This window comes from [Enterobacter] lignolyticus SCF1 (assembly GCF_000164865.1).
GTDB lineage: Bacteria > Pseudomonadota > Gammaproteobacteria > Enterobacterales > Enterobacteriaceae > Enterobacter_B > Enterobacter_B lignolyticus.
This window is the reverse complement of the sequence record NC_014618.1, coordinates 1,454,382-1,478,351: the sequence shown is the minus strand read 5'-3', so window position 1 is coordinate 1,478,351 and position 23,970 is coordinate 1,454,382. Positions and strand designations below refer to the sequence as shown.

The following is a 23,970-nucleotide window of genomic DNA, read 5'->3' as shown; positions in this document are numbered from 1 at the left end:
GTCGCACGATAGCGTACACTTGTACGCCGAACAAGTCCGATCAGACAATTAATGCATAAATTTGCGCCGCTTCGCACACATCGTTAAGATCGTCCGATGCCTTGCTATGCGAGTAACTTACGTGAAACAAAACGCCATACAACCCGCCAACCTCGAATTTAACAGTGAGGGTACACCTGTTTCCCGAGATTTTGATGACGTCTACTTTTCTAATGATAACGGACTGGAAGAAACTCGATACGTTTTTCTTGGCGGAAATCAGCTTCCCGCACGCTTCGGCAAGCACCCACGCCCGCATTTTGTCGTCGCCGAAAGCGGCTTCGGCACCGGGCTTAACTTTCTGACGCTCTGGCAGGCGTTTGCGGCGTTTCGCGCCTCGCATCCTGACGCTACGCTACAAAGATTACATTTCGTCAGTTTTGAAAAATTCCCCCTGCGCGCGGACGACCTGCGCCTCGCCCACCAGCACTGGCCCGAGCTGGCGCCCTGGGCGGAGCAACTGCAGGCGCAGTGGCCGCTGCCGCTGCCCGGCTGCCATCGCCTGTTGCTCGACGACGGACGGGTCACGCTGGATCTGTGGTTCGGCGATATCAATACCCTTGTTGATACGCTCGACGATACCTTCAACCAGAAGGTGGACGCCTGGTTTCTGGACGGCTTCGCCCCCGCCAAAAACCCCGATATGTGGACGCCGGGGCTGTTTAACGCCATGGCGCGGCTGGCCCGCCCCGGCGGCACGCTGGCGACGTTTACCTCCGCCGGGTTCGTGCGCCGCGGGCTGCAGGAAGCCGGGTTTACCATGCGCAAGAGCAAAGGCTTTGGCCGCAAGCGCGAAATGCTGACTGGTGAAATGCCGGAAGGTGCGGAAAGCGCGCCGCGGACGCCGTGGTTTTCGCGTCGCGGCAGCTCGGCCCGCGAGGTCGCGGTCATCGGCGGCGGAATCGCGAGCGCGCTGCTTTCCCTCGCGCTGCTGCGCCGGGGCTGGCAGGTGACGCTGTATTGCGAGGATGCGCAGCCTGCTCAGGGCGCCTCGGGGAACCGTCAGGGCGCGCTCTACCCTCTGCTCAGCGCCCATGACCCGGCGCTGGCGCAGTTTTTCCCGGCGGCCTTTACCTTTGCCCGTCGGCTGTATGATGCGCTGCCGGTGCGGTTTGACCACGACTGGTGCGGCGTTACCCAGGCAGGCTTTGATGACAAGAGCCAGCAAAAGATAGCCCAGATGCTGTCGCTGGGGCTGCCGTCTGTCATCGCCCATGCCGTGAGCGCCGAAGACGTCGCCGCGCTGTGCGGCGTGGAAACCGGCTGCGGCGGCATCACCTACCCGCTCGGAGGCTGGCTCTGCCCGGCCGAACTGACCGCCACGGCGCTACAGCTTGCCTGCGAGCGCGGGCTGACCGTGCGCTGGCGCGCGGGCGTCGAACAGCTCACGCCTCTTGACCCGGGCTGGCTGGTGCAGTTGAGCCACGGCGAAACCCGCCCGCATGCCACCGTCGTGCTTGCCAACGGGCACCGCATTAATCAGTTCAGCCAGACGCAGCGGCTGCCGGTCTATCCGGTGGGCGGCCAGGTCAGCCATATCCCGACGACGCCATCACTATCTGCGCTGCGCCAGGTGCTGTGCTACGACGGTTATCTGACGCCGCAGAACCCCAATAATCACCAGCACTGCATCGGCGCCAGCTACCATCGCGGACAGACGGACGCTGCTTTTAGCGCAGCGGATCAGCAGCATAATCGCCAGCGGCTGATCGACTGCTTCCCGCAGGCCCGGTGGGCGCAGGAGGTCAACGTGAGCGATAACGACGCGCGATGCGGCGTACGTTGCGCCACCCGCGATCACCTGCCGATGCTGGGCGGCGTGCCGGACTATCACGAAACGCTGACGCAGTATGCCCATCTGGCGGATAACCCGCAGGATGCCGCGCAGGCGCCGGTTTATGAGGGGCTCTTTATGCTGGGCGCATTAGGCTCCCGCGGCCTGTGCTCGGCGCCGCTGGCGGCGGAGATTCTCGCCTCGCAGATGAGCGAAGAGCCGCTGCCGCTGGATGCTGAAACGCTGGCGGCGCTCAGCCCTAACCGGCTGTGGGTGCGGAAGCTGCTGAAAGGTAAAGCGGTGAAATGATGATGGCGTGAGGCGGGTACTGTCCTCTCCCGGTCGGGTTGAGGGCAGTACCGTCAGCGATTATTTGAATTTCGCCTGCTGAAACAGGGAGTCCCACATCCCCAGCACCAGCGACTGGTCGCGCGGCGACAGTTCACCGGCATGGATCGCATTTTCCAGGCTATGGGTGACTTTTTCATAGACGGCGTCCGGCGAGTGGTCATCGCCCGCTTCAAGTTCGGCGACCGCCAGCGTCAGATGGCCGCGCAGGTAGCCGCTGGCAAACAGCTCGTCGTCGCTGGCGTGCTCAACCATGTCATCAATTAACGCCAGAATGCGCGATTCAAATTCTGCGATCATCTTCTTTCCTCAATTTAGATCTTCCGGCCAGGGGAAGTGTTCCGCCGTCATCGTCGGCGTCTGATAATAATTTTGCAATGCCTGAATAAAACGCGCCGGGCGCGCCGGGATGCCCTCGTCCAGATACGCCATCACCTGCGCGTGGACCCGGCGTTGAAACGCGATGCGGTCGGGCTCGAAGTCCCCTTCCAGGTTGTCGCAGCTGACGTTAAACGGGAATCCCGCCGCCACGCAAAACAGCCAGTCAAAGGCCTGCGGTTTGACCTCCACGTCCTCAAACTGGCACTGGGTCATCGCGTCGCGCCCATCCGGGCAGTACCAGTAGCCAAAGTCCACCTGCTTGCGCCGTTCGGCACCGGCGATGCACCAGTGGGAAATTTCGTGCAGCGCGCTGGCGTAAAAGCCGTGGGCAAAAACGATGCGGTTATAGGGCGCATCGTCATCGGCAGGAAGATAAATGGGTTCGTCGTCGCCTTTAATCAGACGGGTGTTAAAATCGCGGGCAAAGCAGCCGTCGAAAATGTCGATCAGCTGCTGATAATGGTGTTGCTGTTGCATTAGTGAAGTCCCAGCCATTGCAGAATTTCCGCCCCGTGGCTGTCATAAAGTAGTTTAGAGCTCATCACCGCCGAGACGATAACGATCATCGGGCGAATCAGCGTTTGTCCTTTGCTCAGCACCAGACGGGAGCCCATCCGCGCGCCGAGAAACTGCCCGGCCATCATCACAAAGCCGGTGGCCCAGATAACCTTTCCTCCAAGAATGAACAGCAGCAGACCGCCAAGGTTCGAGGTGGCGTTCAGCAGCTTGGCATGCGCCGTGGATTTCGCCAGGTTATAGCCCGCCAGCGTCACAAACGCCAGCGCATAGAACGACCCGGCGCCCGGGCCGAAAAAGCCGTCATAAAACCCAACGCAGCCCCCGGCCACCAACGCAAACGGCAGGCCGTACAAGCGGCGCTGACGGTCGTTTTCGCCAAGCTTTGGCATCAGCAGGAAATAGAGGCCGATGCCAATCACCAGCAGCGGCAGGATCTGGCGCAGAATGTCGGATTGCACATGCTGCACCAGCAGCGCCCCGCTCGTTGAGCCGAGAAAGGTCATCAGGATATTGAGCTTCTGGTCGCCGAGGTTCACCACCTTGCGGCGGATAAAATAGAGAGAGGCGGAAACCGACCCGCCGCAGGCCTGCAGCTTGTTGGTCGCCAGCGCCTGGGCGGGCGACATCCCCACCGCCATCAGCGCCGGGATGGTCAACAGACCGCCGCCGCCGGCGATTGAATCAATAAAACCCGCCAATAACGCGATGAAAAAAAGCGTCGCCAGCAAAAGCGGCGAAACCATAAAGATATCGACAAAGCTGTCCATTAGAGTGCGTGCTCATCCAGTAGCGCCTGGCAGGAAGGCGGCAGCGGAGGCGGCGTCTTCTTCTCAGGTTTCGTTGAGCCAGGCTTAGGCGGTTCGAACCAGCTTTGCAGCTCGGCGCCGCACCCGTCGCCAGGCGGTGGTGGAGCCTGTTCTTCGCATTCCAGGCTGCCCGCCGGGCAACGCAGGCGCACATGCATATGCGCACGATGCTGGAACCATGGCCGTACTTTATGCAGCCAGTCGCGATCCGTACCGGCATCCAGGCACAGCTGCTGTTTGATAGCCGGGTTGACGAAAATCCGCGTAACGTCGTCATCCTGAGCGGCAAGCTTAATCAGGCTGGTTATCTGCGGGGACCACAGCGACGGCACCACGTGCTTGCCGTCGGCCGCGACCAGATCCAGCGCCTGCGGCTTCAGCAGCTGCGCGGAGGTCCAGCGCGCTTTCGGCAGCTGCAGGAAGATATCCACATCCAGACCCGTCTGGTGGCTGGCGTGACCGCCGTTGAAACGACCTCCCGCCGGCATTCCCATATCGCCAATCAGCAGCGTGCCGAGCCCGTGGTTATGCACCTGGCCGCTCAGCCGCTGGATAAACGCGATCAGGTCCGGATGGCCAAAATAGCGACGCTGATCGGTACGCATGACCTGATAATCATCTGACTGAATCGGCAGCGCGTGCGCCCCAACGATACAGCCGTTGGAGAAGGCGCCAATCGACTGGGCCGATCCGGCGATCGGCTGAGAGATTTTCTGCCACGGCGTCGCCGCGAGGCTAGCGCCGCTGGCAAGCAGAGCCAGCAGCGCGATGGCTGTTTTTTTCATGTTTACCAGCGTGGAATAGAGGTCATCACATCCGCATTCTGCGCGCGCTGGCGCAGCAGGTGGTCCATTAATACAATCGCCAGCATCGCCTCGGCGATAGGCACCGCGCGAATACCGACGCACGGATCGTGGCGGCCTTTCGTAATCATTTCAACGTCTTCGCCAAAGCGATTGATCGTCCGCCCCGGTACGGTGATGCTTGACGTCGGCTTCAGCGCCATATGGGCGACAATCTGCTGCCCGCTGCTGATCCCGCCCAGAATCCCACCGGCGTGGTTGCTCTGGAAACCGGCGTGGGTGATTTCATCGCGGTTTTCGCTGCCGCGCAGGCTGACGACGCCAAACCCGTCGCCGATCTCCACGCCTTTGACCGCATTGATGCTCATTAAGGCATGCGCGATATCGGCGTCCAGACGGTCAAATACCGGCTCTCCCAGTCCCGGCGGTACGCCGTCGGCCACCACAGTGACTTTCGCGCCGATGGAGTCGCCCTCTTTTTTCAGGCCGCGCATCAGCGCATCCAGCGCGTCGATTTTCTCCGGATCCGGACAGAAGAACGGGTTCTGCTCGACCGCCGACCAGTCTTTGATCGCCAGCGGAATATCGCCCATCTGCGTCAGGCAACCGCGGACAACGACGCCGAATTTTGTCGCAAGGTATTTCTTAGCGATAGCCCCCGCCGCCACGCGCATGGCGGTTTCACGCGCCGAGGAGCGTCCGCCGCCGCGGTAGTCGCGCAGGCCATACTTCTGCTCGTAGGTATAGTCAGCGTGGCCCGGACGGAATACGTCTTTAATCGCGCTGTAGTCCTGGGAACGCTGATCGGTATTTTCAATCAGCAGGCCAATGCTGGTCCCGGTCGTGACGCCTTCGAAAACGCCGGAGAGGATCTTTACCTGATCCGGTTCGCGGCGCTGAGTGGTGTAACGAGAGGTCCCTGGACGGCGACGGTCAAGATCGTGCTGTAAATCGGCTTCGGTCAGCGGAATGCCCGGCGGTACGCCGTCGACGATGCAGCCAAGCGCGACGCCGTGCGATTCGCCGAAGGTCGTTACGCGAAAGAGTTGCCCAATTGTATTTCCTGCCATCACAGCTCCGATCGAAAGTGTTATTAGTCTTTGTAAATACTGAAGTGTTCGCGGGCAGCCAGCAGCTGCGCTTTCGTGAGCATAAAGACGCCATCCCCGCCGTTATCAAACTCAAGCCAGGTGAATGGGACATCAGGATACTGCTCCATCAGATGTACCATGCTGTTACCTACTTCACAAATCAGAATACCGTCGTCGGAGAGGTAATCCGGCGCGCAGGCAAGAATGCGGCGGGTCAGCTTCAGACCGTCGGTGCCGGAGGCCAGCCCCAGCTCAGGCTCATGGCGATACTCGCCCGGCAGGTCGGCCATGTCTTCGGCATCAACGTACGGCGGATTGGTCACGATCAGATCGTATTGCACCTGCGGCAGGTCGCGGAACAGATCGGAGCGAATCGGCGTCACGTTATGAATGAGGCCATGCTCTTCAATATTGCGCTCCGCTACCGCCAGGGCGTCAGGAGAGATATCGACGCCGTCGACTTCCGCCTCCGGGAAGGCGTAAGCGCAGGCAATCGCGATGCATCCGCTGCCGGTGCACATATCGAGAATATGCTGCGGCTGGTGGTGGATAAGCCCGGCAAAGCGGCTGTTGATAAGCTCGCCAATCGGCGAACGCGGCACCAGCACGCGCTCGTCCACGTAAAACTCATGGCCGCAGAACCAGGCCTTATTGGTCAGGTACGCCACCGGAATGCGCTCGTTTACGCGGCGAATAACGCGCTCGACGATCCGGTGCTTCTCGCTGGAGGTCAGACGGGCAAGACGCATGTCTTCAGGAATATCCAGCGGCAGGTACAGGGAAGGCAGAACCAGCTGGACGGCCTCATCCCACGGGTTATCCGTACCGTGGCCGTACCAGATGCCCGCCGCGCTGAAGCGGCTGACCGCCCAGCGCAACATGTCCTGAATGGTATGCAGTTCATTGACTGCTTCATCAACAAAAATTTTATCCATACTCGCCTCCAGGGCATGTCTTGCTCAAATTCGGCGGCTAGTGTGCCATGATGTCCGCGATAAATCAGCACTCTTGCATCACCGGAGGGGAAAAATGCGTTTTCCCTGCCCGCAACGCCAGTGAGTCGGGTAAACTGTCGCAAAGCGATACAGAGAAGATGAGATGAAGAAGAAAAACCCGCTCAGCGAGGAGGATCAGGCGCTGTTCCGCCAGCTGATGACCGGCACCCGCCAAATCAAACAGGATACGATAGTCCACCGGCCAACACGTAAAAAAACCCATGAAGTGCCGGAAAAACGTCTGATTCAGGAGCAGGCCGATAACAGCCACTATTTTTCTGATGAATTCCAGCCGCTGCTGAATACGGAAGGAGCGACAAAGTACGTACGCGACGGCGTCAGCCATTTTGAGCTCAAGAAGCTGCGTCGGGGCGATTACTCGCCGGAGCTGTTTCTCGATTTGCACGGTTTAACCCAGATGCAGGCGAAACAGGAGCTCGGCGCGCTGATTGCCGCCTGTCGGCGGGAGCACATCTTTTGCACCTGCGTGATGCACGGACACGGCAAACATATTCTCAAGCAGCAGACGCCGCTATGGCTGGCCCAGCATCCGCACGTGATGGCGTTTCATCAGGCGCCGAAAGAGTACGGCGGCGATGCGGCGCTGCTGGTGCTGATTGAGGTCGAGGAGTGGCAGCCGCCCGAGCTGCCCTAAAAAAATGGCGGGCGCTGTGCCCGCCTTTCGGCTCAGATGGCTTTCGCCATCTTCAGATTGCAGGGACTCATCTGCCAGTTGAACACCCCTTGCCCGCTGGCATCCAGGGTAACATTGGCAATCGCAGAAGTTGCGAACATCGGCGGGGTTTCGCCAGGGCACAGCTCTGACACCAGGTAGCCGACCAGCGGCAGGTGGGACACCACCAGCACCGACGCAATACCTTCGTTGGTCAGCGCCTGCAGATACGCACTGACCAGCCCCACATCGCCACAGGGCGTAAGCTCCGGCAGGACATCGATCTCTTTGGGCAGGGTCATGCACTCCCCGACCACATCCAGCGTCTGCTCCGCCCGCAGAAAAGGGCTGACCAGTACGCGCTCAATATCCACTTTTTGACCTTTCAGCCAGGTAGCCATCTGTCGGGACTCATCGCAACCACAGGTGGTTAATGGACGAACCGAGTCGCTAGCTGCTTCAAGGGCAGCGTCGCCGTGACGCATGATAAAAACTTGCATATTGCACCGCTTTTGTTAACCAGAAGCACCAAAGTAAGCCGACCACAAACAACGTCGTTTACCCGGCGGTCGGGCATTGTGCCTTATCCATCCAATGAATGAAACGCTGTTTTTTACCTTAATGGCGTAAGTATAGTCAATCTTTGTTTACAAATTAACCACTCAGCAGCATCATCGTTTGTGTGGATTTACCTTTCTTTGACCTTAATTTAACGCCTCAGTTTCGTCCTTCGGCCAGAAGGAGAGACGTTGTTCAGCCATATTGACGACTCCCTCGCACGGCGCAAACCGTGCGCCATATTGGGTAGCCAGGCGTTGCAGCGTCGCCACCACATTTCCCGCCCCGAGGGTATCCATATAGCGGAACGGGCCTCCAAGGAACGGAGGGAAACCAATGCCGAATACGGCGCCGATGTCGCCATCGCGCGCGCTGCGCACAACCTGTTCATCAAAACAGCGCGCCGATTCGTTGAGCATCATCATCACGCAGCGCTCAGCGATCTGCTGGTCGGTAAGCGACGATTTTTGCCCGTTGCCGATCAGGTTATAGATAGCCGGATCGGGCCGTTTTTTGCTTTTACGCCCTTTTGCGCCATAAAGATAGAAACCGCGACCATTTTTTCTCCCTTTGCGATCGTCGTTCAAAATCGCGCTAATGATATTTGCTGGCGCGCTAAAACGTTCTCCATAAGCGTTTTCCAGCACTGGGATAATTTTAGTTCCGGTGTCGATGCCAACCTCATCCAAAAGTTGGATTGGCCCCACCGGAAAACCAAACTTCACCAGCGCATTATCGATTTGCTCAATGCTGACGCCCTCGGTCAGCATGCGCATGGCCTCATTAATGTAGGGCGCCAGAATGCGGTTAACGTAGAACCCGGCCTTGTCCGCCACCACGATCGGCGTTTTGCCCATCTGCCTGGCAAGCCTGACGACCGTGGCGACCGTCGCGTCTGAAGTCCCCGCATGCGGGATAACCTCCACCAGCGGCATTTTTTCTACCGGGCTGAAGAAGTGCAGGCCGATGACCTGTTCCGCACGCGCGGCATGGGCGGCAATATCGCCAATCGGCAGCGACGAGGTATTGGAGGCAAAAATCGTGTGCGGCGCGAACTGCCGTTCGACGTCAGCGACCATCTGCTGCTTGAGCGCTAAATCCTCAAACACCGCTTCGATAACCACATCGCGATGCGCGAAGCCGCGATAGTCCGTGGTGCCGGAAATTAGCGCCATCTGGCTATCCCGTTCAGCGGCTTTGAGGTGGCGACGGCGCACCTTCGCATCCAGCAGCTCCCAGCTGTATTTCAGCGCATGGTTGATGCCCAGGCTGTTAATATCCTTGATGCGCACCGGAAGCTGCGCTTTGCTGGCGAGCGCAAACGCAATTCCGCCGCCCATTAAGCCGCCGCCCAGTACCGCCGCTGAGCGCAGCGGCAGCGCCTCGACCGGCGCGCCGGGATCCTTCTTCACGTCGGTACTGGCAAAAAAGATACCGCGCAGGGCCTTCGACTGCGGCGTCATCGCCAGCTCGCCGAACGCGCGCGCTTCGGCCTCATACCCGCTGCTGATGCCGTGGCTTAATCCGGTTTCAATAACCTGCAGGATTTTCCCCGTTGCCGGGTAGTTGCCCTGCGTTTTTTGCTCCGTCTTTTTACCGACCAGGCTAAACAGCACATTGCGCGCCAGCGGGCCGGCGAGAAGGCGCTCGCGCACCGGCAGCCGACGGCTGGCCGGGCGTTCCTTTTTTGCCATCTCTACGGCGGCGTCCAGCAAAATACTGTGCGGAACCACCTCGTCCACCAGCCCGGCCCTCAGCGCCTGGCGGGCGCGAAGCTGCTTACCGGTCAGGATCATCTCCAGCGCCGTACTGACCCCGACCAGACGCGGCAGACGCTGCGTACCGCCGGAACCCGGCAGCAGGCCAAGCTGAACCTCCGGCAGGCCGAGCACCGTTTTCGCATCGTCGGTACAAATGCGCCCATGGCAGGCCAGCGCCAGCTCAAGACCGCCGCCAAGGCAGGCGCCGTGAATAGCGGCAATGACCGGCACCGACAGCGCATGGATTTCCGCCATGATCTGCTGGCCCTGCCGCGCCAGCGCTTCGGCCTCCTGCGCCGTGCGGCAGCCGCCGATCATGTTGATATCCGCACCGGCGATAAAGTTATCCGGCTTCGCCGAGATAAGCACCACGCCGCGCAGCGATCGGTTGTCGCGAACCTGCTTCAGGATGGCCCTCACCTGCGCGCCAAACTCCGCTTTGAGGGTATTCATCTTTTCGCCCGGCACATCGATGGCGATCACCGCAACGTTGTCAGGCCGTTCCGTGAGCGTAAACGCAGACATCATCTCCATTATTCAGCCTCCAGGACCATGGCAGCGCCAAGCCCGCCCGCCGCGCAGGCGGTGACCAGACCAAAACCGCCGCCGCGGCGACGCAGCTCGTTTAACGTTTGTGTGATCATCCGCGCGCCGGTCGCGGCAAACGGATGGCCGTAGGCGATGGAGCCCCCCAGCACGTTGAACTTGCTCTCATCCACCTCGCCGGTTGCCTGCGAACGCCCCAAAACCTCGCGGGCGAAGCGATCGCTTGCCAGCAGCTTCAGGTTTGCCAGCGTCTGCGCCGCAAAGGCTTCGTGCATATCAAACAGCGTTAAATCCGCCAGGGAAATGCCCGCCCGCTCCAGCGCCAGCGGCGTTGACCACGCGGGGCCAAGCAGCATGTCCTGCCAGACGTCAATGGCGGTAAAGGCGTAGCTGCGCAGATAGCCAAGCGGCGTAAGGCCCAGCTCTTTGGCGCGGGATTCGGTCATCAGGATCACGGCGGCGGCGCCGTCCGTTAGCGGCGTACTGTTGGCCGCCGTCACGCTGCCATGCTGGCGATCGAACGCCGGACGCAGCCTGGCGTAGTCGGCAAGCGTCGAGGCGCCGCGAATATTGTTATCCTGCCCGAAAGGCTCGCGAAACGGCGCGGCATACGCAGTCATCACCTCGTCGGTAAGCTTACCTTCCGCCCAGGCCTGCGCCGCAAGCTGGTGTGAACGGTGCGCCAGCGCGTCCTGCTGTTCACGGCTGATGCCCCAGCTCTTTGCCATCTGTTCGGCAGTATCGCCCATACGTAAACCGGTAGAATACTCCGCCACCGCGGGCGGTACCGGCATCAGGTCGCGTAAGCGCAGGCGAGAAAAAAGCTTGAGGCGCTGCCCCAGGGTGCGGGCCTTGTTGGCATCCACCAGCATACGCGCCAGCTTCTTACTGACGCCAATCGGCAGCACCGAGGAAGAGTCGGCGCCGCCGGCAATACCGGCGCGGATATTTCCCGCCATCAGGCTTTCGGCAACGTTCGCTACCGCCTGGAAGCTGGTGGCGCAGGCGCGGCTGACGCTGTAGGCATCGGTATGAACGCTCATTCCCGTTCCCAGCACAATTTCGCGGGCGATATTGGGGGCCTCCGGCATCTGCACCACCTGGCCAAACACCAGCTGTTCGATAGCGTCAGGGGGAATTTCACTACGCGCCATCATCTCAGCAACGACCATTTTTCCGAGATCCACCGCCGGAACGCCGTGGAATGCCGTCGCCTGGCGGGCAAATGGCGTACGTAATCCGCTGACGATAGCAATGCGATCACCCTGACGGGTAATGAGCGGTGATGCCTGACTCATATCACTCCCCTGTTAAACGTAAAATAAGTGGTCTGACCTGATAACAGTCTTAACTAATTTTTTACATTTAGCCAATCGGAGAAACGAAAAAGTGGGAGCTAAAACACATGGCGGAGAAAAAGAAAACGCCCCGGAAAGGGGCGTTTCAGGCAGGCATTAACGCAGGCCGAGCTGGAAAATCAGCGTTTCAGCTTCACAGCAGAAAACAAAGTCGATATCCAGCTGTACGCCACCGTCAACCTCTTTAAAGGTCGGGGTGATTTTGCACGGCTCAGACTCGACGCCGCGAGCCTTCGCGCTCAGCGCGTCGAGGGTCGCTTCTGCGTCCGCGCGGTTAGCGAAAACGCGGCTGTAGGACGCGGTGCAATCCGTGTTGTCCATGATGGTGCCAACATCCATACAGCAGCAAACCGGGGTTTCATCAGCACTGCATTTACTCATCGTAGATTTCCTCTGTATATGCACCCAGGGTGCCAGACAAATAATGTACTTATTTTACGCCCCGGCGTGACCTGTCTCCAGTTGTTAATTCAGTGAACCGCGGTAAGTGACCAAAATCACAATTAAAAATGATCTAAAACAAAAATCACCCAAATTGGCGATTCATCCTGGCCGCATTTTTGCCAGCTGGATCGCGTTTCTAAGATCACATTTGAAAAAACTTATAAACAAACTTGCAACATTACAGCTGGTCAGACCTATACTCTCGGCACTGGTCTGATTTCTCTGATGTAACACAGACCCTACACTTCGCGCTTCTGTTACGGCATGTAACAAATTTTGAATAAAAATAACTCAATGAGGTTATGGTCATGAGCCAGAAAACCCGCTTTACAAAGTCTGCTCTCGCAGTCGCAGTGGCACTCGTTTCCACCCACGCCTGGTCAGCAGGCTTTCAATTAAACGAATTTTCTTCCTCAGGCTTAGGCCGCGCGTACTCTGGTGAAGGCGCTATCGCTGACGATGCGGGTAACGCCAGCCGTAACCCTGCGCTGATTATGATGTTCGACCGCCCGACCTTCTCCGCCGGTGCGGTTTATATCGATCCTGATGTCAATATCTCTGGCAAATCGCCGTCCGGTAAGAGCCTGGATGCGAACAACATCGCCCCGAGCGCCTGGGTTCCTAACGTACATTTTGTTGCACCTATTAACGATCAGTTTGGTTGGGGGGCGTCCATTACCTCTAACTTTGGTCTGGCGACAGAGTATGGCGATAACTATGCAGCGGGCACGATGGGCGGTAAAACCGACCTGACCACCGTTAACCTGAACCTGAGCGGCGCTTACCGTCTGAATGACAGCTGGAGCTTTGGTCTGGGTTTTGATGCGGTCTATGCCGATGCGAAAATCGAGCGCTATGCGGGTGATGCCGGCATGCTGGCCGCCGGTCAGATTATGGCCCAGGTGCCAAGCCTGCCAGCGCCAGCCCGTGCAGCCGCTGTCGCTAAAGCGCAGCAGCTGGCCGCTATCCCAGCCGATACCCAGATCGCGCGCCTGAAAGGCAGCGAGTGGGGCTATGGCTGGAACGCCGGTATCCTGTATGAGCTGGATAAGAACAACCGCTGGGGTTTAACCTACCGCTCAGAAGTTAAAATCGACTTCGACGGCAATTACAACAGCAACATGAGCGCCGCAGTTCCGGGCTTCCCGTATCCAACCGGCGGTAAGACTATCCCGGGCTCCCTGACGCTCAATCTGCCAGAAATGTGGGAAATATCTGGTTACAACCGCGTTGCACCGCAGTGGGCGGTTCACTACAGCATGGCTTACACCAGCTGGAGCCAGTTCCAGGAGCTGAAAGCTACCGGCTCGAACGGCCAGACGCTGTTCTATAAGGATGAGAGCTTCAAAGATTCGATGCGTATCGCGCTGGGTACCACCTACTACTACGACGATAACTGGACCTTCCGTACCGGTATCGCCTTCGATGATAGCCCGGTTCCTGCTCAGACCCGCTCTATTTCCATCCCGGATCAGGACCGTTTCTGGCTGAGCGCGGGCGCCACTTATGCGTTCAACAAAGATGCTTCTGTTGACGTCGGCGCTTCCTATATGCACGGCCAGAACGTGACCATCAAAGAAGGTCCGTACGAGTTCCGTTCTGAAGGTAAAGCCTGGCTGTTCGGCACCAACTTTAACTACCGCTTCTGATAGCACAGGCGCATTAAAAAAGGTGAGCATTGCTCACCTTTTTCTTTTCTCACGCCGGGTTACTGCGAGTCGATATCTTTCAGATCGCCCTCAATTGCTTTCGCATTCGGGTTTTCTTCCGGCTTCAGCTTGCCGCCGTTGGCGATGAAGTCATGCTGCTGGAAGTAGGCTTCTCGCACCATGATGTACGGATCGGCAGACTGACGCAGCAGGCCATCGGAATCCAGCAGCTGCGCCCGGGTTTCGATACCTTCAACGGCCCATTTGCCGATCGACATCGGCCATGTCAGCCACGACAGTACCGGGTAAAGGGTATCCGCGGCATCACCGCCTTCATCACGCAGCGTAAAGCTGCCGTAGAACGGCAACTGCAGATACGGACCATAGCCTACGCCGTAACGACCTAGCGTACTGCCAAAACGGTGCGGCTGGACGCGCTGCAGCTTCTGATTCGCCATTCCCGCGACATCAATAAAGCCGCCCATCCCCAGAAGGGTGTTCAGGAAGAAACGGGTAAAGTGCACCATCCCCTGATACGGATCGCCCTGCAGGAACATGTTGACCATGATCGCAGGTTCTTCAAGGTTGCTGGTAAAGTTACCAATTCCGTTTCGGGCTGGCTGGGGCACATAATCGCGCCAGGCAACCGCAACCGGACGAATGACATAAGGATCCAACACGTCAAAGTTGAAGCTGTACATCGTACGGTTAAAGCCTTCAAACGGATCCGAACGCCCCTGCTGTTGTTCACCCGTACTGGCGCACCCCACCAGCAATGTCGCGCCTAGAGCTAACGCTGACAGGCGAAAGTTCATAAAAGTCTCCCTGTAAACATAACAATGCTTCTACTCCTGATTTTATACATATTTTGAAATAGCAGCATCGCTATTCATGTCATTCCCTGAAAAATAGGAGTATCACCGCAATAAGGGATGACAGCAGGCAGATGAAATACGGGCTGGAAAAGAACAAATTCAGCACATTATGGCGACACTTTAAGCAGTCAGTGGGCTATACGCTTAACGCACAGTTAAAAAAAGGCTATACTTCTGCCGCTTCTCGTCCCCTTAGTTAAATGGATATAACGAGCCCCTCCTAAGGGCTAGTTGCAGGTTCGATTCCTGCAGGGGACATTCCGAACGTGAATACCCCCTTCTTCACAACTCCATCAAAACCGCACCAGACAAGGCTTATAGCCTAATTTCATGTCTAACCATTTCCAGCGAATCGCACCTCAAGCTACAATCAAAGGTATCTCTTTTTGTTACTCTCACTCTGTTAGAACTTCGGGAGAGATACTCCGTGACACTTACTACACTTCAGATTAAAAATTGAAGTGGTCAACAAAAACTGGCCACCGCGTTAGAGTTTTTCCAGTATCGGTTTTCCGATTCGTTTGGTGTGTAGTGGATCACAAAATCAGGACACCGGGATAACCTGTTTCCACTTTTCTTCATGTAAGCAAGGCGGTAAACCACCGTTGTTCGTGTGAGGTCGATAAACGTTGTAATAACCATTAATCCACTGGTTTATATCGCGTACCGCATGGCTAAAATCACCATAACCACCTTTCGGAAGCCATTCACTTTTAAGGCTGCGAAAGACTCTTTCCATCGGCGAATTATCCAGGCAATTCCCTCTGCGACTCATACTTTGCATTACCCCATAACGCCAGAGTAACTTTCTGTATTTATTGCTTTTATACTGAACACCTTGATCTGAATGAAACAGCAGGCGGCCATCACGCGGTCGTGTTTCCAGTGCATTACGCAAAGCCCTGCACACCAACTCAGCATCAGCGGTTAATGAGAGGGCTGAACCGATAATCCGCCGTGAATATAAATCAACAACGAGCGCGAGATAACACCATTTGTCCTGCAGGCGAATAAAACGGATGTCGCCGCACCAGACGCGGTTTGGTGCGGCGGGGTTAAATTGCCGGTTCAGTAAATTTGGCAATGGCGGACTGTTGTCTTCGTTTACCCGGTAGTGATGTTTAACCGGCTGTCGACTTGTCAGCCCGCATTCCCACATCAGTCGTCGTGCCAGCCACCGGCCTGCATCAACGCCACTCTGGCGCAACATCTGACTGATTGCCTGGCTACCGGCTGCGCCACGAATGAGAGCATGGAAAGCCCTCACCCGACTTCGTAATTCAATTCTTTGCACATTAACAGGACGCTTCACCTGCGCGTAATAAACGCTACGGTGAATACCGAACAGATGACAAAGAACCCGCACTGGCCACTTTGCTTTCAGCCGTGTGATTAGCGCGACAGCTTCCCGGGGATTTCGCTCATCAGCACGGCAGCCTGCTTTAGTATTTCTTTTTCCATCTCAAGGCGCTTTATCTGCGCTTTAAGCTGCTGAATTTCGCGTTGTTCAGGGGTAATAGCATTACCAGCGGGCTCAATACCCTGAAGTTCCTGCTTATACAACCGTATCCATTTGCGCAAATGGTCAGGGTTGAGCTCGAGTGCCAGCGCGACTTCTCTGACATCACGCTGGTATTTAACCACCTGCCCGATAGCTTCAAGCTTGAACTCCGGGGAAAAGGTGCGTTTAGTCCGACGAGTTTTGATCATGCATCACCTCATTTTCACTGTTTTAACATTAACAGGATTTCGAGGTGTCCTGAATTACCGATCCACTACACCCTGAGTTTCCCGATTATCGAGAACTGTTCAGGGAGTCTGACATCAAGAGCGCGGTAGCCTTTTTTAATATTTCGTTTTCTATTTCAATACGTTGTAGCTTTTTCTTCAGTTCACGTATTTCGATTTGTTCCGGTGTTATCGGAGAGGCTTTTGGTGTTTTTCCCTGACGCTCTTCACGCAGTTGCTTGACCCATTTTGTCATCGTGGAAAGACCGACATTCATAGCCTTAGCGGCATCAGAGACGGTGTAGTTTTGATCAACAACCAGCTGAGCGGATTCGCGTTTGAATTCAGGACTAAAATTTCTTCGTTTCATTGGTGCACCTGTATTGTTCTGATGTGAGCATATCACCTCTGTTCAGGTGGCCAAATTTAGTAAACCACTTCACTTCGGCATTCCAGACGTTTTCGGTCAGACGCATATCGATGTACTCCATAAAAGGGCGGAGTTTTTCCATTCGCAGTCGAGCCTTACGCGCCGGCGGTGACGGATAGGATCATGCGACGTCTGCGGCAGCTGGAAGATGAAAACCAGCGGCTGAAGAAACTGGTAGCCGACCTGAGTCTGGACAAGGAGATGCTCAGGAGGTGCTGAAGCAAAAGTTCTGAGGCCGGCTCAGAAGCGCCAGGCGGTGCTTTTCTGCAGGAGACCATGACCATCTTTGGCCGTACTCCCGTCCTCTCAGCAGGGTTGAAAAAAACCGGTAACCTATCCCTGGCCAGATGATCAGACCCCTCTTCAATGAAGAAGGCAAAACATCCACTCAAGGTGTATAATCATCGATAAAATCGTTTCATTAATTACATAAATGTTTTCATTATAAAACAAGGCATTATTCATTTTCCGTATCAACTTCACATATATTCATCATTCAACCATCTATTTTTTACCCTCAGGTTAATCATTGATTTATTTTCAAAACAGCACTCAATGATAAATAATCAACACTCAAGACCCTTCACAATATAATAATCAGATTATTCATCGACAGATGAAAGGTATGTCCGAAATGGCGCGTAAGTTTAAATTAACTAATATATTTAATTTTCCCAAACATAGTTTGCAGAAGTTTACAGCAATATCCATACTTGTCTTTACCATACTACAAACCTTAGCCGAAAATACTATCCAGAATACTGTATCCATCGCGCCAGTACTTCTGCCAATTATTACAATTACTTTACTTATATCCTACATAATCATATCAATACTGATGATATTAAAATACCTGAGCGATAAACAGTGTCTATTTTTAGTACCCGTCATATGTGCATTTACTGGCTCAGTAGTACTGAATATGTATTACTTTTCAAGTTATCCTGAAGGATTTATATATAAAATAATAACAATCTCTAATTACAATGATTATCTGATTGGCTATTTTTATCGCAATATTATGCTGATGATTACTATTCTTATGTCAGCGTTGCTCTATGGACTCCGTAAACACAGGTTACTCTCTCCAGAAAACAACATCATTACCGTATGGGTCATAATAAATGCATCGATTATTATGGTTGCACTATCATGGCTATCATCAAGTTATTACATAAAAACAAATATCGATCTAACCCATCAAAAAATAAGTGACTTCTTCCCATTTTGGCGACCTGGCGTTATGTTTGTCGCGTGGTGTGTGATATTGATTATTGCAATAATTACAACCAGATTCAGGAATATGTACTGGACTGGCATTTACTTTGTATGTATTTCCTATATGCTGATGTCATTCCAATTGATAACATCAGAATACTCTACAGACAATATGCTTTATCGCACACGAATGCTTGAAGTGTTATCAACGTTAGTATTTGTGTTTATCCTATTTATAAACTCATTTATTTTATACAAAAACTCAAATACTAAATACAAAAATGCTTATCAAAACTCGATCCGCGATCATCTCACCATGTTATATAATCGACGTTACTTTTATGATGCGTTGATGAAACTGATTCCCTGCATAACAGTCAAGAATCCTCTTTCCATCATTGTATGTGATATCGATTTTTTCAAAAGCATCAACGATAAATATGGTCATCAACATGGTGATAAAGTAATTCAATTTATCGCCATAAAAATACAGAGCCTTCTACGCCAGAATGATATTCTTGCCAGGATTGGGGGGGAAGAGTTCGCTCTGCTACTGCCCGGAGTGAATGAAGAAAATGCAAAAATAATCGCCGAACGAATTTGCCACGCGGTAAGTCAACACGATAGTAAAAACACCGATATCCACCAGTCAGAACGCATCACCATCAGTATGGGAATATACTCCGCAACGGACAACACAATGACTGAAGATGTGTATATCAGTCGGGCAGATGATGCAATGTATAAGGCGAAACATGCAGGGCGTAATTGTGTCAAAGTCTGGCAACAATAGTCGTGTGGCGATGTGATCTTACCCACGTAATGTAGACACAGCCCTAAGCGAGGTTCTGGTTTTCAAACTGTTCCGGACTGAGACCGCCACAGGTACTGTGACGACGCCAGCGATTGTAATCGCACTCGATATAATTAAATACCGTCGTCCGCATGATCTCCCGACTGATAAAGCGTTCACCGTGGATGCATTCGACTTTCAGTGAGTGGAAGAAGCTTTCCGCACAGGTATTATCGTAGCAACAGCCCTTTGCACTCATGCTCCCGCGCAGATTATACCGCTTCAGCAAAGCCTGATAATCCGCTGAACAATACTGGCCCCCGCGATCCGTGTGAACGATGACATTTTGTGGTCGCTTACACCGCCACAGCGCCATCTGTAGCGCATCGCAGGCAAGCTGTGCCGTCATCCGTGACGACATCGACCAGCCGATAACAGCACGTGACCACAGGTCAATGACGACAGATAGAGCCAGCCCTCATCAGTGCGCAGATATGTGATGTCTCCCGACCACTTCTGATTCGGGCCACTGGCGTAAAAATCCTGCTTCAGCAGATTCTCCGACACCGGCAAACCATGCTCACGGTAACTTACCGGGCTGAACTTCCGCGAGGCCTTCGCCCGCAGTCCCTGACGACAAAGACTGGCTGCCACGGTTTTCACGCTAAGTGGTAACCCTGAGCATGCAGTTCATCTGTCAGACGTGGGGGCGCCGTAGCGCTGTTTTGCCTGAGTAAAAGCCTCGCGTACAACGCTGTCGCAGCTCAGACGAAACTGCTGACGTGAATTTATCCTCACACGCCGGTGACACCAGGCATACCAGCCACTGCGGGCAACCCGAAGAACACGGCACATGGCTTTAATGCTGAATTCAGCCTGATGTATTTCGATAAAGACATACTTCATTTCAGGCGCTTCGCGAAGTATGTCGCGGCCTTTTGGAGAATGGCCAGTTCCTCTGCCTGCTCCGCCAACTGGCGTTTGAGGCGGGCATTTTCAGCAGCCAGTTCACTTTCACGTTATGACGATGTCATTTGCTGTTGCTGCCTGCTTCGCCAGGCATAGAGCTGGGATTCATATATTGGTGGGTAGGATCAATGAGCTCCCCTTACATGTAAAAGATCACTCCTGCTTTAACCGCCGCCAGAGGGTGGTACGGCTGATCCCCAGATACCGCGCGGCGGCCATTTTATCGCCATGAAACCGGGCGAGAACTTGATGTACCGTGGCCGGGGATTGTTCCGGGAAGGCAGAAGGTGACTCCTCAGCGGTTATCGCCAGCTCCGGTGACAGGTGTTGCAGTAAATGCGTGCTCAGATTGGGCATCGGTTCGACGCTTAAAAACAACGCCAGACGCTCCATCATATTGCGCAGCTCACGAATGTTTCCCGGCCAGCCATAGTTGAGTAGTAACGATTGGTTTTGCGCTAATCCATCACGCATCATTTCGGAAAACGGCGCGTCTAATGCCGTCAGCGATTGCTGTAAAAACTCTTCCGCCAGTGGCAGAATATCGGCCTGCCGCTCACGCAGCGGTGGGAGATCGAGACGCAGAATACTGAGACGGTAAAACAGATCGGCACGAAACTGCCCCCGGTTCATCGCCTGCTTCAGATTGCAGTGGGTGGCGCTAATCACCCGCACGTCGACCGGGATCGGCTGGTGACTGCCCACTCGGGTCACCGCTTTTTCCTCCAGTACGCGCAGCAGCCGGGTCTGTAACGGTAGCGGCATTTCGCCAATCTCATCAAGAAACAGCGTCCCGCCGTGGGCGATTTCAAACAATCCGGCGCGCCCTCCCCGCCGCGAGCCGGTAAATGCGCCCTCTTCATAACCGAACAGCTCCGCTTCCAGCAGCGACTCGACGATTGCCCCGCAGTTGACGGCGACAAACGGCGGCGAACGCTTGTCGCCGCGGCTACCCTGGCGGGTGAAATATTCGCGATGAATGGCCTGCGCCGCCAGTTCTTTACCTGTACCGGTTTCGCCCTGAATCAAAACCGCCGCGCCTGAGCGGGCGTACAGCATAATCGCGTGACGGACCTGCTCCAGCGACGCCGAGTGGCCGTGCATATCGCTGAGTTCATAGCGGGGGCGCAACGTGCTGCCGGAAGGATGCTGACGGTTACGCTGCAAAGTGACCTGCGTCAGCCGGGTCATGTCGAGGGCATCATTAAACGCCTGACGTATGGTCGCCGCGGAGTAGATAAAGATGCCGATCAGCCCGGCCTCTTCCGCCAGATCGGTAATCAACCCGGCACCGACCACCGCTTTAATGCCGCTGGCCTTTAACTCGCTTATCTGCCCACGCGCATCCTCTTCGGTGATATAGCTGCGCTGCTCCAGGCGCAGACTGAAGGTCTTCTGAAAGGCGATCAGCGCAGGGATCGTTTCCTGATAGGTCACAACGCCAATGGAAGAGGTCAGTTTACCGGCCTTCGCCAGCGCCTGCAGAACATCGAAGCCGCTGGGTTTTACCAGGATAACCGGCACGGATAAACGGCTTTTTAAATATGCGCCGTTGGAGCCCGCCGCGATGATCGCATCGCAACGCTCGGTCGCCAGCTTCTTGCGGATATAGGTCACCGCCTTTTCAAAACCAAGCTGGATGGGGGTGATGGTCGCAAGGTGATCGAACTCCAGGCTGATATCACGAAACAGCTCGAAAAGACGAGTGACCGAAACCGTCCAGATAACCGGCTTGTCGTGATTGTCGCGCTGAACGTCGTGCGTATTTGCCATAAGTCTCGGGCTCTGTTTAAAGGGTCGAGCTTTTGGTTTAGTCGTGTTTCATCAATGTTTCAATGAAACATCTAGTTTGTTTCATGAAACGTTAGCTGACACGCTTTTGTCCATGTGAAAAACGATGCGATATTTTTTTCATCATCTAATCAATTGAATTATCAGAGTTAACGACAAAATAGCTTAACAATACTCGTCTCTGGCATAGCCCTTGCTTTATGTTAATCGACCTAAGTAACAAGTTGATAACAAAAGGACGAACTATGTCGCAACTTTCTCCGGGCCAGGCGTTTCGCGCGGCGCTCACCAAAGAAAACCCGTTACAAATCGTCGGCACCATCAATGCCAACCATGCTCTGCTGGCGCAGCGGGCCGGATATCAGGCGATTTACCTCTCCGGCGGCGGCGTGGCGGCAGGATCGCTGGGGCTTCCGGACCTGGGGATCTCCACCCTGGACGACGTATTGACTGATATTCGCCGCATTACCGACGTTTGCCCGCTGCCGCTGCTGGTGGATGCCGATATCGGTTTTGGCGCCTCCGCGTTCAACGTCGCGCGTACCGTGAAATCGATGATCAAAGCCGGGGCGGCCGCGCTGCATATTGAAGACCAGGTTGGCGCCAAGCGCTGCGGGCATCGCCCGAATAAAGCGATCGTATCCAAAGAAGAGATGGTTGATCGCATTCACGCGGCGGTGGATGCCCGTACCGATCCTGATTTTGTGATCATGGCGCGTACCGATGCGCTGGCGGTGGAAGGGCTGGACGCGGCCATCGATCGTGCGCGGGCCTATATCGAAGCCGGGGCCGACATGCTGTTCCCGGAGGCGATCACCGAGCTTGCGATGTACCGCCAGTTTGCCGACGCGGTGCAGGTGCCGATCCTCGCCAACATTACCGAATTCGGCGCCACCCCGCTGTTCACCACCGATGAACTGCGCAGCGCCAGCGTAGCGATGGCGCTCTACCCGCTCTCAGCATTTCGCGCGATGAACCGTGCCGCAGAAAAGGTCTACAACGTGCTGCGCCAGGAAGGAACGCAAAAGAGCGTTATCGACATCATGCAGACGCGCAACGAGCTGTACGAAAGCATCAATTACTACCAGTACGAAGAGAGGCTCGACGCGCTGTATACCAAAAAGTAGGCCGGATAAACGTAGTGCCATCCGGCATTGCCTGATGGCGACTGCGCCTTATCAGGCCTACGAAACGTACCCCCTCAGTACCCTACACATTAAAATAATGACGAGGACAATATGAACGACACAACCACCCTGCAAAACAATATCCCGGTCATGAAGCCAAAAAAGTCCGTCGCGCTGTCCGGCGTGCCTGCGGGAAATACCGCCCTGTGCACCGTGGGCAAAAGCGGCAACGATCTGCACTACCGCGGCTATGATATTCTCGACCTTGCGCGGCACTGCGAATTTGAAGAAGTCGCGCATTTACTGATTCACGGCAAGCTGCCGAACCGCGACGAGCTTCAGGCCTACAAAATCAAGCTGAAAGCGCTGCGCGGCTTGCCGGCAAATGTGCGTACGGTACTGGAAGCGCTGCCCGCGGCGTCGCATCCGATGGACGTAATGCGCACTGGCGTCTCGGCGCTGGGCTGTACGCTGCCAGAAAAAGAAGGACATACCGTCTCCGGCGCCCGCGATATCGCCGACAGGCTGCTGGCCTCGCTCAGCTCCATCCTCCTCTACTGGTATCACTACAGCCACAACGGCGAGCGCATCCAGCCGGAAACCGACGATGACTCCATCGGCGGCCACTTTCTGCACCTGCTGCACGGTGAAAAACCGTCGTCCAGTTGGGAAAAGGCCATGCACATTTCGCTGGTGCTGTATGCCGAGCATGAGTTCAACGCTTCAACCTTCACCAGCCGGGTGATTGCGGGTACCGGCTCTGACATGTATTCAGCGATTATCGGCGCGATTGGCGCGCTGCGCGGGCCGAAACACGGCGGCGCTAACGAAGTGTCGCTGGAAATCCAGCAGCGTTATGAAACCCCGGAAGAGGCTGAAGCGGATATCCGCAAACGCATTGAAAATAAAGAGGTCGTGATTGGCTTTGGCCACCCGGTCTACACCATTGCCGACCCGCGCCATCAGGTGATCAAGCGCGTGGCTAAGCAGCTTTCCCAGGAAGGCGGTTCGCTGAAGATGTACAACATCGCCGATCGTCTGGAGACGGTCATGTGGGAGTCGAAAAAAATGTTCCCCAACCTCGACTGGTTCTCAGCGGTCTCCTACAACATGATGGGCGTCCCGACCGAAATGTTTACCCCGCTGTTCGTCATCGCCCGGGTCACTGGCTGGGCGGCGCACATCATCGAACAGCGTCAGGACAATAAAATCATCCGCCCTTCCGCTAATTACACCGGCCCGGAAGACCGCGCCTTCATCCCTCTGGATCAACGCAAATAAAAAAGGAAACCGAC

19 protein-coding genes, 1 tRNA gene and 3 pseudogenes are annotated in these 23,970 nt (G+C 55.3%); 8 read left to right on the top strand and 15 right to left on the bottom strand.

Annotation, left to right across the window (positions count from 1 at the left end):
- The first annotated feature begins 121 nt into the window (after positions 1-121).
- Positions 122-2,122, top strand: a complete 2,001-nt coding sequence (gene mnmC, locus ENTCL_RS06985; protein ID WP_044611913.1) for a bifunctional tRNA (5-methylaminomethyl-2-thiouridine)(34)-methyltransferase MnmC2/FAD-dependent 5-carboxymethylaminomethyl-2-thiouridine(34) oxidoreductase MnmC1 — start codon at positions 122-124, stop codon at positions 2,120-2,122.
- 60 nt (positions 2,123-2,182) lie between these two features.
- On the opposite strand, the gene ENTCL_RS06980 is transcribed toward mnmC, so the two are convergent.
- From ENTCL_RS06980 to prmB, 6 genes are read right to left on the bottom strand one after another with little or no spacing between them, the layout of a single operon-like run.
- On the bottom strand, positions 2,183-2,461 hold the full coding sequence (locus ENTCL_RS06980; RefSeq protein WP_013365406.1) for a YfcL family protein: 279 nt from the start codon (positions 2,459-2,461) through the stop codon (positions 2,183-2,185).
- Positions 2,462-2,470: 9 nt separating this feature from the next.
- Positions 2,471-3,019, bottom strand: coding sequence for an elongation factor P hydroxylase (locus ENTCL_RS06975; RefSeq protein WP_013365405.1), 549 nt, complete (start codon positions 3,017-3,019; stop codon positions 2,471-2,473).
- A complete protein-coding gene (locus ENTCL_RS06970) occupies positions 3,019-3,828 on the bottom strand; it encodes a sulfite exporter TauE/SafE family protein (protein ID WP_013365404.1) in 810 nt (269 codons plus the stop codon). The genes ENTCL_RS06975 and ENTCL_RS06970 overlap by 1 nt, the downstream gene beginning before the upstream one ends.
- Positions 3,828-4,652: a penicillin-insensitive murein endopeptidase gene (mepA, locus tag ENTCL_RS06965; protein WP_013365403.1), complete on the bottom strand. Its 825-nt coding sequence runs from the start codon at positions 4,650-4,652 to the stop codon at positions 3,828-3,830. The genes ENTCL_RS06970 and mepA overlap by 1 nt, the downstream gene beginning before the upstream one ends.
- A gap of 2 nt (positions 4,653-4,654) precedes the next feature.
- Positions 4,655-5,740, bottom strand: a complete 1,086-nt coding sequence (gene aroC / locus ENTCL_RS06960; RefSeq protein WP_013365402.1) for a chorismate synthase — start codon at positions 5,738-5,740, stop codon at positions 4,655-4,657.
- A gap of 23 nt (positions 5,741-5,763) precedes the next feature.
- Positions 5,764-6,696: a 50S ribosomal protein L3 N(5)-glutamine methyltransferase gene (gene prmB / locus ENTCL_RS06955; RefSeq protein WP_013365401.1), complete on the bottom strand. Its 933-nt coding sequence runs from the start codon at positions 6,694-6,696 to the stop codon at positions 5,764-5,766.
- Positions 6,697-6,859: 163 nt separating this feature from the next.
- On the opposite strand from prmB, the gene smrB reads away from it, so the two are divergent.
- A complete protein-coding gene (gene smrB / locus ENTCL_RS06950; protein WP_013365400.1) occupies positions 6,860-7,411 on the top strand; it encodes an endonuclease SmrB in 552 nt (183 codons plus the stop codon).
- Positions 7,412-7,443: 32 nt separating this feature from the next.
- Here smrB and sixA read toward each other — a convergent pair whose 3' ends face one another.
- From sixA to ENTCL_RS06930, 4 genes are all read right to left on the bottom strand, one after another.
- The gene (gene sixA, locus ENTCL_RS06945) at positions 7,444-7,929 is read right to left on the bottom strand and encodes a phosphohistidine phosphatase SixA (protein WP_013365399.1); all 486 of its coding nucleotides are present in this window, start codon (positions 7,927-7,929) and stop codon (positions 7,444-7,446) included.
- 204 nt (positions 7,930-8,133) lie between these two features.
- The gene (gene fadJ, locus ENTCL_RS06940) at positions 8,134-10,281 is read right to left on the bottom strand and encodes a fatty acid oxidation complex subunit alpha FadJ (RefSeq protein ID WP_013365398.1); all 2,148 of its coding nucleotides are present in this window, start codon (positions 10,279-10,281) and stop codon (positions 8,134-8,136) included.
- Positions 10,281-11,591 (bottom strand): acetyl-CoA C-acyltransferase FadI, encoded by a 1,311-nt coding sequence (gene fadI, locus ENTCL_RS06935; protein WP_013365397.1) that lies wholly within the window; start codon positions 11,589-11,591, stop codon positions 10,281-10,283. The genes fadJ and fadI overlap by 1 nt, the downstream gene beginning before the upstream one ends.
- A 156-nt stretch (positions 11,592-11,747) precedes the next feature.
- The gene (locus tag ENTCL_RS06930) at positions 11,748-12,032 is read right to left on the bottom strand and encodes a YfcZ/YiiS family protein (RefSeq protein WP_013365396.1); all 285 of its coding nucleotides are present in this window, start codon (positions 12,030-12,032) and stop codon (positions 11,748-11,750) included.
- 371 nt (positions 12,033-12,403) lie between these two features.
- Here ENTCL_RS06930 and fadL point away from each other — a divergent pair, with 371 nt between their 5' ends.
- On the top strand, positions 12,404-13,744 hold the full coding sequence (gene fadL, locus ENTCL_RS06925) for a long-chain fatty acid transporter FadL (protein WP_013365395.1): 1,341 nt from the start codon (positions 12,404-12,406) through the stop codon (positions 13,742-13,744).
- Positions 13,745-13,803: 59 nt separating this feature from the next.
- Here fadL and mlaA read toward each other — a convergent pair whose 3' ends face one another.
- Entirely contained in the window at positions 13,804-14,559 is a 756-nt protein-coding gene (gene mlaA, locus ENTCL_RS06920) for a phospholipid-binding lipoprotein MlaA (protein WP_013365394.1), read from the bottom strand.
- A gap of 246 nt (positions 14,560-14,805) precedes the next feature.
- Between mlaA and ENTCL_RS06915 the strand changes: the two genes are divergently transcribed.
- A tRNA-Arg gene (locus ENTCL_RS06915) sits at positions 14,806-14,877 on the top strand.
- A 286-nt stretch (positions 14,878-15,163) separates the two neighbouring features.
- Here the strand turns inward: ENTCL_RS06915 and ENTCL_RS23615 are convergent.
- A protein-coding gene (locus tag ENTCL_RS23615; RefSeq protein ID WP_157865529.1) for an IS3 family transposase occupies positions 15,164-16,329 on the bottom strand; the annotation gives its coding sequence in 2 pieces (ribosomal slippage) (positions 15,164-16,065 and positions 16,065-16,329; 1,167 coding nt in all).
- Between the two features lie 71 nt (positions 16,330-16,400).
- Positions 16,401-16,717, bottom strand: a pseudogene (locus tag ENTCL_RS06905) (transposase); the annotation flags it as partial.
- Between the two features lie 183 nt (positions 16,718-16,900).
- On the opposite strand from ENTCL_RS06905, the pseudogene ENTCL_RS24110 reads away from it, so the two are divergent.
- Together ENTCL_RS24110 and ENTCL_RS06895 are read left to right on the top strand one after the other, a co-directional pair.
- Positions 16,901-17,036 (top strand): annotated as a pseudogene (locus ENTCL_RS24110) (IS3 family transposase); the annotation flags it as partial.
- Positions 17,037-17,402: 366 nt separating this feature from the next.
- Entirely contained in the window at positions 17,403-18,788 is a 1,386-nt protein-coding gene (locus ENTCL_RS06895; RefSeq protein ID WP_049940935.1) for a sensor domain-containing diguanylate cyclase, read from the top strand.
- A 43-nt stretch (positions 18,789-18,831) separates the two neighbouring features.
- On the opposite strand, the pseudogene ENTCL_RS22770 reads toward ENTCL_RS06895, so the two are convergent.
- Both ENTCL_RS22770 and prpR read right to left on the bottom strand, forming a co-directional pair.
- Positions 18,832-19,870, bottom strand: a pseudogene (locus ENTCL_RS22770) (IS3 family transposase); the annotation flags it as partial.
- 40 nt (positions 19,871-19,910) lie between these two features.
- Positions 19,911-21,530, bottom strand: coding sequence for a propionate catabolism operon regulatory protein PrpR (gene prpR, locus ENTCL_RS06890; protein WP_013365390.1), 1,620 nt, complete (start codon positions 21,528-21,530; stop codon positions 19,911-19,913).
- Positions 21,531-21,793: 263 nt separating this feature from the next.
- Here prpR and prpB point away from each other — a divergent pair, with 263 nt between their 5' ends.
- Positions 21,794-22,675 (top strand): methylisocitrate lyase, encoded by an 882-nt coding sequence (gene prpB, locus ENTCL_RS06885; RefSeq protein WP_013365389.1) that lies wholly within the window; start codon positions 21,794-21,796, stop codon positions 22,673-22,675.
- A gap of 111 nt (positions 22,676-22,786) precedes the next feature.
- The gene (gene prpC / locus ENTCL_RS06880) at positions 22,787-23,956 is read left to right on the top strand and encodes a bifunctional 2-methylcitrate synthase/citrate synthase (RefSeq protein ID WP_013365388.1); all 1,170 of its coding nucleotides are present in this window, start codon (positions 22,787-22,789) and stop codon (positions 23,954-23,956) included.
- Positions 23,957-23,970: the final 14 nt, after the last annotated feature.